At 71.1% G+C, this 12,429-nt stretch carries 13 protein-coding genes; 6 read left to right on the top strand and 7 right to left on the bottom strand.

Annotated elements, in window-relative coordinates; genetic code table 11:
• Positions 1–53 precede the first annotated feature (53 nt).
• Genes ypfJ through BRESU_RS04480 form a run of 3 tightly spaced genes read left to right on the top strand, consistent with a single transcriptional unit; the run spans position 54 to position 3,352 of the window.
• The gene (ypfJ, locus tag BRESU_RS04490) at positions 54–908 is read left to right on the top strand and encodes a KPN_02809 family neutral zinc metallopeptidase (protein WP_013268317.1); all 855 of its coding nucleotides are present in this window, start codon (positions 54–56) and stop codon (positions 906–908) included.
• 42 nt (positions 909–950) lie between these two features.
• Positions 951–2,090 carry a glutamate 5-kinase gene (gene proB, locus BRESU_RS04485; RefSeq protein WP_041761286.1) on the top strand — a complete coding sequence of 380 codons (1,140 nt, stop codon included), beginning with the start codon at positions 951–953 and terminating at the stop codon, positions 2,088–2,090.
• Positions 2,090–3,352 carry a glutamate-5-semialdehyde dehydrogenase gene (locus tag BRESU_RS04480; RefSeq protein ID WP_013268315.1) on the top strand — a complete coding sequence of 421 codons (1,263 nt, stop codon included), beginning with the start codon at positions 2,090–2,092 and terminating at the stop codon, positions 3,350–3,352. Before proB ends, BRESU_RS04480 begins: the two co-directional genes overlap by 1 nt.
• On the opposite strand, the gene BRESU_RS04475 is transcribed toward BRESU_RS04480, so the two are convergent.
• From BRESU_RS04475 to BRESU_RS04465, 3 genes are all read right to left on the bottom strand, one after another.
• A complete protein-coding gene (locus tag BRESU_RS04475; protein ID WP_013268314.1) occupies positions 3,349–4,293 on the bottom strand; it encodes an aspartyl protease family protein in 945 nt (314 codons plus the stop codon). The two genes, BRESU_RS04480 and BRESU_RS04475, sit on opposite strands and share 4 nt — an antisense overlap.
• 60 nt (positions 4,294–4,353) lie before the next feature.
• On the bottom strand, positions 4,354–5,850 hold the full coding sequence (gene amaB / locus BRESU_RS04470) for an L-piperidine-6-carboxylate dehydrogenase (protein WP_013268313.1): 1,497 nt from the start codon (positions 5,848–5,850) through the stop codon (positions 4,354–4,356).
• 98 nt (positions 5,851–5,948) lie between these two features.
• The gene (locus BRESU_RS04465; protein ID WP_013268312.1) at positions 5,949–6,353 is read right to left on the bottom strand and encodes a hypothetical protein; all 405 of its coding nucleotides are present in this window, start codon (positions 6,351–6,353) and stop codon (positions 5,949–5,951) included.
• Between the two features lie 213 nt (positions 6,354–6,566).
• Between BRESU_RS04465 and BRESU_RS04460 the strand changes: the two genes are divergently transcribed.
• From BRESU_RS04460 to BRESU_RS04450, 3 genes are all read left to right on the top strand, one after another.
• Complete coding sequence (locus BRESU_RS04460; protein ID WP_245528599.1) at positions 6,567–6,962, top strand: CBS domain-containing protein; 396 nt, start codon at positions 6,567–6,569, stop codon at positions 6,960–6,962.
• A 90-nt stretch (positions 6,963–7,052) separates the two neighbouring features.
• Positions 7,053–7,637, top strand: coding sequence for a hypothetical protein (locus tag BRESU_RS04455; RefSeq protein ID WP_013268310.1), 585 nt, complete (start codon positions 7,053–7,055; stop codon positions 7,635–7,637).
• A gap of 121 nt (positions 7,638–7,758) precedes the next feature.
• On the top strand, positions 7,759–10,137 hold the full coding sequence (locus BRESU_RS04450) for a PAS domain-containing sensor histidine kinase (RefSeq protein ID WP_013268309.1): 2,379 nt from the start codon (positions 7,759–7,761) through the stop codon (positions 10,135–10,137).
• Between the two features lie 6 nt (positions 10,138–10,143).
• On the opposite strand, the gene BRESU_RS16785 is transcribed toward BRESU_RS04450, so the two are convergent.
• From BRESU_RS16785 to BRESU_RS04430, 4 genes are read right to left on the bottom strand one after another with little or no spacing between them, the layout of a single operon-like run.
• Positions 10,144–10,668: a periplasmic heavy metal sensor gene (locus BRESU_RS16785; RefSeq protein ID WP_013268308.1), complete on the bottom strand. Its 525-nt coding sequence runs from the start codon at positions 10,666–10,668 to the stop codon at positions 10,144–10,146.
• On the bottom strand, positions 10,665–11,093 hold the full coding sequence (locus tag BRESU_RS04440; protein WP_013268307.1) for a hypothetical protein: 429 nt from the start codon (positions 11,091–11,093) through the stop codon (positions 10,665–10,667). Before BRESU_RS04440 ends, BRESU_RS16785 begins: the two co-directional genes overlap by 4 nt.
• A 20-nt stretch (positions 11,094–11,113) precedes the next feature.
• Positions 11,114–11,674 (bottom strand): RNA polymerase sigma factor, encoded by a 561-nt coding sequence (locus BRESU_RS04435; RefSeq protein WP_013268306.1) that lies wholly within the window; start codon positions 11,672–11,674, stop codon positions 11,114–11,116.
• 60 nt (positions 11,675–11,734) lie between these two features.
• Entirely contained in the window at positions 11,735–12,373 is a 639-nt protein-coding gene (locus BRESU_RS04430) for an EF-hand domain-containing protein (protein WP_013268305.1), read from the bottom strand.
• Between the last annotated feature and the right edge of the window lie 56 nt (positions 12,374–12,429).

Genomic DNA, 12,429 nt, shown 5'->3' with positions numbered 1-12,429 from the left:
TCCCCTTCGCCTGCGTTCCGGCCTAGCTTGGGTCAGGAAATCGGGAGGCGAACATGCGCTGGCAGGGTGGACAACGCGGGGGCGGAAACGTCGAGGATCGGCGCGGCCTGGGCGGCGGCGCGGTCGCGGGCGGCGGGATCGGCGTCGTCGTTCTCAGCCTGATCGGCTATTTCGTCTTCGGCATCGACCCTTCCACGACCCAGCAGGTCGCCAGCCAGTTCGGCGGGGCAGGCTCGGCCCAGGAAGGCACGCTCGGCACGCCCGAGGATCAGGCCGGTCAGTTCGTCGACATCGTGGGCGGCAACATCAACCAGGTCTGGGCCTCGAAACTCGACGGCTATACCCCGCCCGCGAACATCGTCATCTACACACAAGGCACCCAGACCGGCTGCGGTTACGGCCAGTCGGCCATGGGTCCCTTCTATTGCCCCGCCGACCGTCAGGTCTTCCTCGACCTGTCATTCTGGGAAGAGATGGAGACCCAGCTGGGGGCCTCCGGCGCCGACTTCGCCCGCGCCTATGTCCTGGCCCACGAGATCGGCCACCACGTCCAGACCCTGACCGGGGCCTCGCAGCGCGTGCAACAGGCCCAGGCCCGTGCGTCGGGCGAGGCCGAGGCGAACCAGTATTCCGTGGGGCTGGAGCTCCAGGCCGACTGCTACGCCGGGGTCTGGGCCGCCAATGCCGCCTCAGTGTCCAATGGCGAGGTCGCCGTCGAGCAGGGCGACCTTGAGGAGGGGGCCAAGACCGCCGCCGCCATCGGCGACGACACCCTGCAGCGCCGCTCCGGCGGACAGGTGAACCCCGACGGCTTCACCCACGGCACCTCGGCCCAGCGGGTCGAGGCCCTGCGCCGCGGGTACCAGTCGGGCGACCCCGCCTCCTGCGACGGCTACACCGACGTCTGATCGCGTGTTGCGGTGCACGCGGGGTGACGCCATTGTCACGCTGTGACTGCCTCCCCGCCTGCCACCGCCGCCGAAGCCCTTCGCCATGCGCGCCGCGTGGTGGTCAAGGTCGGCTCATCCCTGGTCGTGGACGGGGACACGCGCGCCGCCGCCCTGCCCTGGCTGGCGGGCCTGGCCGAGGACATCGCCGCGTTGCGGGCGTCCAAGCGATCCGTGATCGTTGTCTCGTCCGGAGCCGTGGCCTTGGGGCGCGGCCGTCTGGGGCTGGAGAAGAACGCGCGGCTTGACGAGAAACAGGCAGCGGCGGCCGTCGGCCAGTCGCTTCTGATGCAGGCGTGGGAGGCGGCGCTGGCTTCGCGCGGCATGACGGTGGCCCAGGTGCTGCTGACGCGCGACGACACCGAACGCCGCCGACGCTGGCTGAACGCCCGTGCGACGCTGGAGGCCCTGCTGAAGCTCGGTGTCGTGCCGGTGGTCAACGAGAACGACACCGTCGCCACCGAGGAGATCCGCTACGGCGACAACGATCGCCTGGCCGCACGCACGGCCCAGCTGGCGCGGGCGGACCTGCTGGTCCTGCTGTCGGACGTGGACGGTCTGTATACGGCCGATCCGCGCCGCAACCCGGACGCCAGCCATCTGGATCGGATCGATGCCCTGACGCCGGATGTCCTGGCTATGGCGGGCGGCGCGAATGCCGAGGCCTCGGTCGGGACCGGCGGCATGACGACCAAGCTGGAGGCCGCGCGGATCGCGCGGTCGGCCGGGTGCGCGACCCTGATCGTCTCGGGTCTCGTCGCGCGCCCCCTGTCGGCGGTCACCCACGGGGCCCGGGCGACCCTGATCACGGCCCCGGCCAGCCCCATGCAGGCCTACAAGTCCTGGATCGCGGGCAGTCTGGAGCCGGCGGGCTCGATCGAGATCGACGCCGGCGCGGCCGACGCCCTGGCCGGCGGGCGCAGCCTTCTGGCCTCGGGCGTGCGCCGCATCGAGGGCCGGTTCGACCGGGGCGACAGCGTGCGGGTGCTCAGCGCGGGTACCGCCGTCGGCGTCGGCCTGGCAGCCTATTCGGCCGAGGAGATGGCCCTGATCCTGGGTCGCCACTCGGGTGAGATCGAGGCCATCGTGGGCTACAAGGGTCCCGGCGTGGCCATTCACCGCGACGATCTGGTGCTGACCTGATGACCGATATCGACACCGACATGCTGGCCATGGGCCGTCGCGCGCGGGCCGCCGCGGCCGCTGTCCGCACCGCGCCGGCCGACGTCCGCAGCCGCGCCCTGTCCGCCGCCGCCCGGTCGCTGCGTGCCCGGGCCGATGCGATCTTGGAGGCCAACCAGATCGACCTGAGCCGGGCGCGCGTCAGTGGCATGAGCGAGGCCTTGCAGGACCGTCTGGCCCTGACCCCGGCCCGGATCGCCGCCATGGCGGACGCCGTGGATGAGGTCGCGGCCTTCGCCGATCCGCTGGGCGTCGTGACCGAGCGCTGGACCCGGCCGAACGGCCTGGCCTTCCAGCGGGTGCGGACGCCGCTGGGCGTGCTGGCCATCATCTACGAGAGCCGCCCCAATGTGACCGCCGACGCTGCGGCCCTGTCGATCCGGTCGGGCAATGTCGCCATCCTGCGCTGCGGCTCCGACTGTCTGGACAGTTCGCGCGCCATCCATGCCGCCATGGTCGAAGGTCTGGTCGAGGCCGGTCTGCCGGTCGATGCGGTCCAGCTGGTGGACACGCCCGACCGCGCCGCCGTCGGGGCCCTGCTGACGGGGCTGGAGGGCAACATCGACCTGCTGATCCCGCGCGGCGGCAAGAGCCTGGTGGCGCGGGTGCAGACGGATGCGCGCGTCCCGGTGCTGGGTCACCTTGAGGGGCTGAACCACACCTATCTGCACGCCTCGGCCAATCCGGCCATGGCGGTGGACGTGGTTGTCAACGCCAAGATGCGGCGCGTGTCCGTCTGCGGCGCGACCGAGACGCTGCTGGTGGACCGGGCGGCGGCGGAGCGGCTGCTGGTGCCGGTGGCAGCGGCCCTGACGGCGGCGGGCTGCGCGATGCGCGGCGACGCGGAGGCCATGGGCCTGGTGCCCGGCATGGCAGCGGCGGAGGAGGCCGACTGGTCGACGGAATATCTGGCCCCGATGCTGTCGGTGCGGATCGTCGACGGGCTGGACCAGGCCATCGAACACATCGCCACCTATGGTTCGGGCCACACCGAGGCCATCGTGGCCGAGGACGCCTGGGCCGCCGCCGCGTTCCAGCAGGCCGTCGACAGCGCCATCGTGCTGTGGAACGCCTCGACCCAGTTCGCCGACGGCGGCGAATTCGGCTTCGGCGGCGAGATCGGCATCTCGACCTCGCGGCTGCATGCGCGTGGGCCGGTGGGAGCCGAACAGCTGACCAGTTTCAAATATCTGGTGACCGGCACCGGGCAGACCCGGCCCTAGCGCACCGTCAGATCCATCGGCCGCGAGGTGTGCAGGGCCGTGCCCCCCAGGTCGAGCACCAGCCGCTGTCCCTCGAACGCCTCCATCCCGACCAGCGCCTGCGGGAAGCCCGGCAGGGCGACGTCGGCATAGATGGCAGTCTCCACGTCTCGATACAGCTGATCGCCGACGGTGACCGTCCGGGCACGGACCAGTTGCGAGGCGATGGCCCCGCCCAGCACGATACTGGCGCCCCGTCGCACGGTGCGTCCGTCCAGCAGACCCGCCCCCTCTGCGGTTTCGCGGCCCAGGGCGAGCAGGGCGGACGCGCCGGTATCGACCACGGCCCGCACGCGCGCGCCCTCGACCGTGACCTCGGTCTCGAGGGCCCCGCGGGACTTGCCCACCGTGACCGGCAGGACGTCGGGCGGCAGGACGTGGCTGGTCCGGTCATGGAACCGCAGCCGGTGCTCGACGGTGTCCAGCTCCAGAATGGACTCGCCCAGCACATCCTGACCCAGGATCAGCGGGGCCGACAGTCCCTCTCGCATGGCCAGGGGGCCGAGGGTCAGGATGGCGGCGCGCAGGTTGGCGATCCGCATGTCCCCCAGCGCGATCTGCAGCGTGGTCCCGCGACCCATCTGCGCGCCGCCGCCGACGCCATACGCCACCAGTGGCAGGTCGAAGGTGCGGGTCAGGCCCAGCGCGTCGAACAGGCCGCTGTCGATCACCGAGAACTGCGCCCCGGAATCGATCAGGGCCCGGACTGTCTGCCCGGCGATGGTGACGAGGGCGGTCGGTGTGGCGGCGCGCGGCTCGTCATACGGCTTCCAGCCGCTGGTCCCGTCCGGCCCGAACGTCACGGCCGGATCGCGCCACAGGACATTGTCGCGCAGCCACCAGGCGCCGCCCAGCCCACCGGCGAGCAGCGCGGCCCGGGTCAGGAGGTCACGACGGTTCATGACGGATACAATGGGGACCCGCGGCCTCCGCGTCGAGGCGCGGTGCTGTCGCGGGCCTCCCTAGACTTCGAAGGTCACGCCCTGGGCCAGCGGCAGGTCGGCCGAGAAATTCACCGTCTGGGTCTGACGGCGCATGTAGGCTTTCCAGGCGTCGGAGCCGGATTCACGCCCGCCGCCAGTCTCCTTCTCGCCCCCGAAGGCCCCGCCGATCTCCGCGCCGGAGGGACCGATGTTGACGTTGGCAATGCCGCAGTCCGACCCCCAGGCCGACAGGAAGGCCTCGGCCTCGCGCACGCTGTCGGTGAAGACGCAGCTCGACAGCCCCTGAGGCACGTCGTTCTGCAGGGCCACCGCGTCGTCGAAATCCCGCCAGGTCAGGACATAGAGGATCGGGGCGAAGGTCTCGTGCCGGACCACCGCGCTCTGGGCCGGCATGCGGACGATGGCCGGGCGGACGTAGCTGCCCTCCCCCCGCGTCCCGCCGACAACGACCGTGCCGCCTTCGGCGACCGCCTGGGCCAAGGCCGCTTCGAAGCCCTTCACGGCATCCTCGTCGATCAGGGGGCCGACCAGGGTGCCGGGCGCGCGCGGATCGCCGACCGGCAGGGTCGAATAGGCGCTGGCCAGCCGCGCGATCAGGGCGTCGGCGACGTCTTCGTGCACCAGCAGGCGGCGCAAGGTCGTGCACCGCTGCCCGCAGGTGCCGACGGCCGAGAAGGCGATGGCCCGCACGGCCATGTCCATGTCGGCCGACGGGGTGACGATCATGGCGTTGTTGCCGCCCAGCTCCAGCAGCGACCGGCCCAGCCGGCCGGCGACCGTCGTCGCCACCGCCCGGCCCATTCGGGTCGACCCCGTCGCGGACACCAGGGCCACGCGCGGATCGGCGACCAGGGCCTCGCCCACGTCGCGTCCGCCGACCAGCAGCTGAAGCAGGCCGTCGGGGGCGTCGCCGAAGCGCGCCAGCGCCCGCTCCGCCACCGCATGGACCGCCAGGGCCGTCAGCGGAGTCTTCTCCGATGGCTTCCAGATCACCGGATCGCCGCAGACCAGGGCCAGGGCCGCGTTCCACGCCCAGACGGCCACGGGGAAGTTGAAAGCCGAGATCACCGCGACCGGGCCCAGCGGCTGCCAGGTCTCGCGCATGTGGTGGCCGGGACGTTCACTGGGCAGGGTCAAACCATAGAGCTGGCGCGACAGGCCGGTGGCGAAGTCGCAGATGTCGATCATCTCCTGCACCTCGCCCAGCCCCTCGGACGTGATCTTGCCGGCCTCCAGCGTGACCAGCATGGCCAGGTCGGCCTTGGCCGCGCGAAGCTCCTCGCCCAGCAGCCGGACCAGTTCGCCCCGGCGCGGGGCCGGCACGCGACGCCAGGCGGCGAAGGCTCCCGCCGCCGCGGACAGGGCGGCGTCGACATCGGATCGATCGTGGACGCGGACGGGGGACCCGGCCGAGCCGTCGACGGGGGAGCGGCACGGCAGCCCTCCGGTGGAGAACGCCGTATCGGGCACGCCGAGACGGGCGAGGATCAGGCGGGCGTCGTCGGCTGCGGTCATGGTCGGCTCCGGTTTCGCGCCGGGGCATAGCCCTGCGTTCGACAAAGCAAAAGGGCCGCCTCCCTTCGGAAGCGGCCCTTCTTTAGCTCAGCGTCGGATCAGTACCGGTCGCGCCAGCCGCCGTCGCGGCGGTCCTCGCGCAGCGCGCGGCCGATCCGGTCGAGGCGGTCCTCCAGGTCGCGACGCTCCCAGCGGCTCAGGCCGTCGCGGCGGTACTGCCACTCGACCCGCTGGTACTCGCTCAGCTGCCAGCGCAGGTCGCGGGCCTCGCGGCGGCTGATGCGGCCGGTATAGGCGGCGCGGTCGATGCGCTGGGACAGGCGGGCCTGGTCGCCGTTCAGGCCCCCGCCGTTCCAGCCGCCGTTGTAACCCTGGCCATAGCCTCCGCCATGGCCGCCACCGTGGTGGCCCCCATAGGACTGGGCCAGCGTCGGGGTCGCGATCGCGACCGCCGACGCCGCCAGCAGCGAAAGCAGGGCTTTCTTCGTCAGGGCGGTCGTCATGATCTTCTTTCCTCTTCACCCGCCCCTGATTGGGCGGCGAGGACCAGAAAACCACGGTGAAGCTGACACGCGTCTGAGCCGCCTGTTGTCAAACAGACAGCTAGATGAACGGCCACGCTTGTCGCGCGGCCACCGGGAACGCGGTCGTGCGCGGCGGGTTCTGACGGTTCAACGCAGCAGACCCGGAGTTCCGTCGTGAAAATCAAGGATGTGATGAGCAGGGACGTACAGGTCGCCCGGCCCGCCGATCCGATCCAGGAGGTGGCGGCGCGCATGGGTGCCGGCGATTTCGGATTCCTGCCCGTCTCTGACGGCACCGCCCTTGTCGGCACGATCACCGATCGCGACATCGCCGTGCGGGGCCTGGGTCAGGGCAAGCCGGGGTCGGCCCCCGTCAGCGAGGTGATGACGTCGACCGTGACCACGGTGCTGGACAGCGACGATCTGAAGTCCGCGCTGGACCTGATGGCGTCGGCCCGGATTCGGCGCCTGCCCGTGCTGGACCGTCACGGCAATCTGGTCGGCGTCGTCTCACTGGGCGACCTCTCGGCACGGGTAAAGGAGAAATCCGTGGGCGAAACGCTGGAGACCATCTCCAGAGCCGGCTGATCGCCTTCACCCCCGCTTCACCCTGTCTGGACACCGTGCGTCAACGGGCTGTCCGGCAGGGTGGACGGGAACGATCGAAGGTTAGCCGGTATGGCGCGTGCGCAGTTTCAAAAGGGCCAGAAGGTCTGGGTCGAATGCGTCGGCGCATGGGCCCAGATCGAAAAGGTGCAGCCCGTCTGGGCCAAGGGGTTCGAGGAACCCGTGCGCGTCACCTACGACGTCGGGCTGGGCCGCGAGTTCCAGGCGGGGGAACTGACCCTGCCCGTCGAGGATGACGCCGATGGCCATCTGGGCGCATGGCGACTGCTGCGGGCGCGCAACAAATGGCAGTCGGCCGAGGACGTCCCGCATCACCCCTACCCCGGGACCTATCCGGTCGTCGTGACCGACGAGGCCGACTGGGGCGGCTGGCGCGTGCCCGGCGCGGAATACGACCGCGACCCGCAGAAGATCGAATATCAGGGCCGACTGATCGTCGCCGCCCCGCGCCTGATGCAACTGGCCCAACGGCTGATCGACGCGGTCGTCGAGAACCCGGATGACGCCCCGCCCGAGAGCCTGGCCCTGGCCCGCGAGGCCCGCGACATCCTGAAAGGCGTGACGCAGACCCTGGTCTCACAGTCGGACGGGCAGGCCGCGCCGGCTCCGTCATTGCCCAGCCGGGCTGCCGCCTAATCTTTCGTTAACCAAGACCTCGACAGGATTCCGCGACGCAGCTTAGATTCCAGGGCGTCGTCACGAAACGCGCGCACCCGGCCCCGCCGGACAAGGCCGCGACCGGACCGGGGAGAGCGCCTTGCGGGGCAAAGAGCGCCGCATTCAGCAGCCGGGCCGCCGTGCGGCCGACAGGCCCGACGGCCTGCCCGCGTGGGCCCGCGTGCTGGTCCTCGCCCTGACGCTGGGCCTCGCCATCTATGTTCTCATGTTCGCGCGGGAGAGCACGCGCCCCGCCCGCGAGGCCACCCTTCTGCGTGAACAGGCGCTGGTGACCGAGGCCGAGCTGGCCGCGGCCCGACTGGATGCGGCTATTGGGCGGGCCCAACTGGGGCTGGACGTCGTGGCGGGACGGCTGGCGGGCGCGCCGGAGCGATCGCTGGACGCCGTCGAGGCCGGCCGCGCCGTCGCCCCCGAAACGGCCTTCCTCGTGACGGCCGCCGACGGCACCCGCCTCGCTTCCAAGGGTGCCGCGGCCGAGGATTTCGTCGTCGACAACCGGGGCATCCTGCGCCAGCGCGCGGTCGGCGGACAGATCGTCATCGCCCGGACGGCCCTGCCCGCCAGCGATAACGTGCTGGTCGTGGGTCCGGATGGCCGCGTGCTCGGCATGACCACGACATTGAAGGCGAGACTGGGCGTCGAGCCGCGCGCGCTTGTCGGGACCGAGACCCCGCTTGCGGGGCGGATCGCCGACAAGCGGGTCACGGCTGCGGGCGCGGCGGTCGGCGAGACGGGACTGGTCGCCGTGGCGTGGCGTCCTCAATCAACCGGCGCGGCCGCACTCATCAGCGACCTGTGGCTGATCATGGCTCCCATCGGGCTGGGCGTCCTGGTGCTTGGACTGGCGCTGATGCAGGGCTGGCGCCAATCCCGCGCTTCCCGGGTCTGGGCCGAGAGCGAGCACCGCTTCCGCGTCGCGGTCGAGGCCGCGCGCTGCGGTGTCTGGGAATGGGATCTGGACCGCGAGACGGTCGATGTGTCCGACTATATGGCCGCCCTGCTGGGGCTGCCGACAGGTGGATCGGTGACCAGCGCCGCCGTGATCGAGCGCATCCACCCGCGCTATCGCGATTTGGTCGAGCATGCGCTGCGTCAGGCCGCCACCTTCGGTGCCTTCGAGGTTACGTTCGCGGTCCCCCTCGAAGGCGGCGGCGCACGCTGGATCGACGCGCGCGGTCAGGCCCGGGGCCGTCGCGGCGACGACGGCTATGGCATGATCCTGGGCGTCGCCATGGACATCACCGAGGCCCGTCGCGCCCGGGCCCAGCTGCAGGCGGCCGAAGGGCGACTGCGCGACGGGATCGAGAGCGTGTCCGACGCCTTCGTGCTGTTCGACAAGCACGGGCGGCTGATCCTGTGGAACCAGGCCTTCAAGGACGCCTTCGGGTTCGCCGACGAGGCGGTCCGCAAGGGGGCCCAGAAGGACGAGCTGAACCGCATCGCTGCCCTCGCGATCAAGGCGGACCGACCGTCGCCGGAGGGCCGTGCGGGGGCCCGCGAGGTGGAATTGTACGACGGCCGGGTGCTGCAGCTGGCCGAGCGGTTCACCGGCGACGGCGGCACGGTCATCACCGCGGCCGACGTCACCGCCATCCGCCGCCAGGAGGTCGAGCGTCAGCGGTCGGCCGACAGTCTTCGCAAGACCGTCGACGAGCTGGAGGCCAGCCAGGAAAAGCTGTCCCTGCTGGCCCGCAAGTACGAAATCGCCATGACCCGGGCCGAGGCCGCCAACCAGGCCAAGTCCGAGTTCCTGGCCAATATGTCCCACGAGCTGCGCACGCCGCTCAACGCGATCAACGGCTTCTCCGAGATCATGGCCGGCGAGATGTTCGGGCCGCTGGGGCATGAGAAGTACAAGGGTTACGCGCACGACATCCTCAAGTCGGGCCAGCATCTGCTGAGCCTGATCAACGACATCCTGGACATGGCCAAGATCGAGGCCGGCAAGATGACCCTGCACTACGAGGCGGTGTCGTTGACAGAGCTGTGCGAGGACGCGATCCGGCTGATGCGCGGCAAGGCCCAGGACTGCGGCCTGACCCTGAGCCTGGAAGCCGGCGATGTGCCCGAGATCGAGGCCGACTATCGCGGGCTGAAGCAGGTGATGCTGAACCTGATCTCCAATGCGGTGAAGTTCACGCCCGAAGGGGGAGAGATCACGGTCTCGGTGACGCGCCAGAATGCCGTCACGATGCGGATCGCGGTGACCGACACCGGCATCGGCATCGCCGCGGCCGACCTCGCGCGCCTGGCACAGCCGTTCGAACAGGTCGAGGGCCAGCATTCCAAAACGACCCAGGGCACGGGTCTGGGCCTGGCCCTGACCAAGTCGCTGATCGAGTTGCACGGCGGCGAGATGACCATGGTCAGCGAGCCCGGCGAGGGCACCACGGTCAGTTTCGACATTCCGATCCGGCGCCCGGTCCAGATCGAGCAACAACAGGCGCGGGCGGCCTAGAGCCGGTCAGGTCGCGGGCTGGTCCGCCTTAAGGGGCCGGGCGTCCCCGCGGTCCCGGTCGCGGCCTCCGCCCCGGCTCCGGCCGTTCAGCATCTGGGCCATGACAGCGCGGTCCGCCGGTCCCAGGGTGCCGAGGATGGCGATGGCGTCGGCTTCCAGCATCTCGCGGCCCCGGACCTCCGCGGCGCGCGACTGATCCAGAAGGGCGGCGACACGGGCGGAATCCAGCTGTTCGGCGGAGGCGGCGGCGATGGCTTGCCGGCGCGCGTCGCGCGAGGCCTGAAACTCGGGACGGGCGCGCTGGGCCGCGGCGCGCAGGGCCTGCCGGACCGGCTCGCGGGCCTCGGGGCTAAGGTTGCCGATCATCTCGCGGCTCGACGGGCGGCGCTGCGGCTCGCCATCGCCCTGGCGTCGGTCGCCGTGCTCCTGACGGGACATCACTGAATAGGCGGCTGTCCCGGCGAACAGGTTCACGCCCACGGAGACAGCCAGAGCCGCGCCCAGGACGATGGCCAGGGTCCGTGTCTTCATCCCAGCACCATCGTGTCGTCCATGCCCGCGACCAGGGCCTGCTCCAGCACCAGATCGGTCTGCTGCTCGGCCGCCATCTGGCTGCCGAGAGTCGTACCGAAGACGATGCCGGCACAGGCCGCGGCGGCCCAGCCGACGCCGCCGATCCAGAACAGTCGTTTCAGCGCTGCCGACAGGCCGTCGCGTGCCTTCAGCCCCGCCGCGCCCGAGGCGGCGATCACCCGGTCTCGCAGCGCCATCGACACCTCCGGCCGCGGCGAGGCTGCCAGCGCCGCATCCAGCTGCCGCGCCTCGAACAGGGCGCGGTCGGCCGGGCCGGGATTGGCCACGGCCCATGCGCGCGCCGCCGCGGCATCGGCCACCGGCCAGCGGCGCAGATCGCCGCCCCAGATATCGGCCAGTTCCTTGACCCTCGCCTCGTCCATCTCACCTCTCCTCATGCCCGTCACGGTTCAGCTCCGGGCGCCAGATCCGACAATGTCTGGCGCAGGGTCCGGCGGCCCCGCGACAGAAGACTTTCCAGTGCCTCGACACTGACCGCCATCACCCCGGCGGCCTCGATGTTGCCGAGCTCCTGGTAATGACACAGCACGATCGCTTCGCGCTGGCGTTCCGGCAGGGCCGCGAGCGCCCGGTTGACCCGCTGACCCAGTTCTACGACCAGCAGACCCCGGTCGGGGGCGGGGCCCGGATCCGGCCGATCCGGCGGCGTTTCGGTCGGGACCTCGCGCCGCTTGCGCAGACGGTCGTAGCAGAGGTTCAGCGCGACCCGGTGCAGCCAGGTATCGAACTTTGCCTTGCCCGGCCGCCAGCGGGGAGCCTGTTTCCAGGCCCTCAGCATCGCGTCCTGGGCCACGTCCTCTGCCTCGACCGCATCGCCCAGCATCCGCTGCGCGAGCGCCAGCATGCGTGGCAGTTTCTTCGCCACCATGGCCTGGATCGCCGCCGGATCGCCCTGACCCACGCGACGCACCAGTTCCTCGTCGGGGTCGACGATCGCAGCCAATCGGTCCCTTTCCGGACAGGAGAGAGAGTCGGACGCGTTCCGTCGACCCCGCCATGAACCCTACTCCGAAGGCGCCGTAGAAGGCGACGGCGTTCCAGCGGTGCGATTGGCCATTCGCCCGGCGCGACGCTCCTGCCGGGCCTCGCGCATCTCGCCCCGGGCGGCCTGACGCTCCTGGGCGGTCACATAGCCGTCGCCGTCCTTGTCCAGACGGGCGAAGGCGGCGGTGGTGCGGGCCTCGACATCGGCGATCACCACGGGACCCCGCGCGCCGCGCTCGGCACCGCCCGCCCGCGCGCCGCGCCAGCCACCATGCTCTCCGCCTCGGCCGTGCCCGCCGCGACCGGCCCGCTCGCCGCGTTCACCGCGGGCCGAAACGAATTCCTCGCGGCTCAGCATGCCGTTGCCGTCGGCGTCGGCCGCGTCGAAGCGGGCCGAGGCCTGCTGGTTGCGGCGGGTGTCGATGCCCGAGCGCCTTTCCTCGGCCGAGACCGATCCGTCGCGGTTGGCGTCCACGGCCGTCAGGCGCGCGATGCGGCCCTGCACGAACTCGTCACGGCTGATCCGGCCATCGGCATCGGCATCGGCGCGCATCCCGTGCGGGGCCCGGGCCGTCTGCGTCGCCGTCTGGGCGACGGCTGCGCCGGCCAGGATCGCGAGGACGCCTGCGGCGCCCGCCGCCAGAAGAGTCTTTCTCATGATGTCGTCTCCGAAAAGGGGCGCACCCGCGCCGCCCCGTTGTGCCCACCGTTCAG

The organism is Brevundimonas subvibrioides ATCC 15264 (assembly GCF_000144605.1).
GTDB classification, from domain to species: Bacteria; Pseudomonadota; Alphaproteobacteria; order Caulobacterales; family Caulobacteraceae; genus Brevundimonas; species Brevundimonas subvibrioides.
The sequence above is the reverse complement of the archived record's forward strand: the minus strand, read 5'-3'. Positions and strand labels throughout refer to the sequence as shown.

Coding starts and splice junctions, on each gene's coding strand:
- ypfJ (WP_013268317.1), top strand. CDS start 54: ATGCGCTGGCAGGGTGGACAACGCGGGGGCGGAAACGTCGAGGATCGG.
- BRESU_RS04430 (WP_013268305.1), bottom strand. CDS start 12,373: ATGAGAAAGACTCTTCTGGCGGCGGGCGCCGCAGGCGTCCTCGCGATC.
- BRESU_RS04460 (WP_245528599.1), top strand. CDS start 6,567: ATGAGCAGGGACGTACAGGTCGCCCGGCCCGCCGATCCGATCCAGGAG.
- BRESU_RS04475 (WP_013268314.1), bottom strand. CDS start 4,293: ATGAACCGTCGTGACCTCCTGACCCGGGCCGCGCTGCTCGCCGGTGGG.
- amaB (WP_013268313.1), bottom strand. CDS start 5,850: ATGACCGCAGCCGACGACGCCCGCCTGATCCTCGCCCGTCTCGGCGTG.
- BRESU_RS04440 (WP_013268307.1), bottom strand. CDS start 11,093: ATGGACGAGGCGAGGGTCAAGGAACTGGCCGATATCTGGGGCGGCGAT.
- BRESU_RS04465 (WP_013268312.1), bottom strand. CDS start 6,353: ATGACGACCGCCCTGACGAAGAAAGCCCTGCTTTCGCTGCTGGCGGCG.
- BRESU_RS04480 (WP_013268315.1), top strand. CDS start 2,090: ATGACCGATATCGACACCGACATGCTGGCCATGGGCCGTCGCGCGCGG.
- BRESU_RS04455 (WP_013268310.1), top strand. CDS start 7,053: ATGGCGCGTGCGCAGTTTCAAAAGGGCCAGAAGGTCTGGGTCGAATGC.
- BRESU_RS16785 (WP_013268308.1), bottom strand. CDS start 10,668: ATGAAGACACGGACCCTGGCCATCGTCCTGGGCGCGGCTCTGGCTGTC.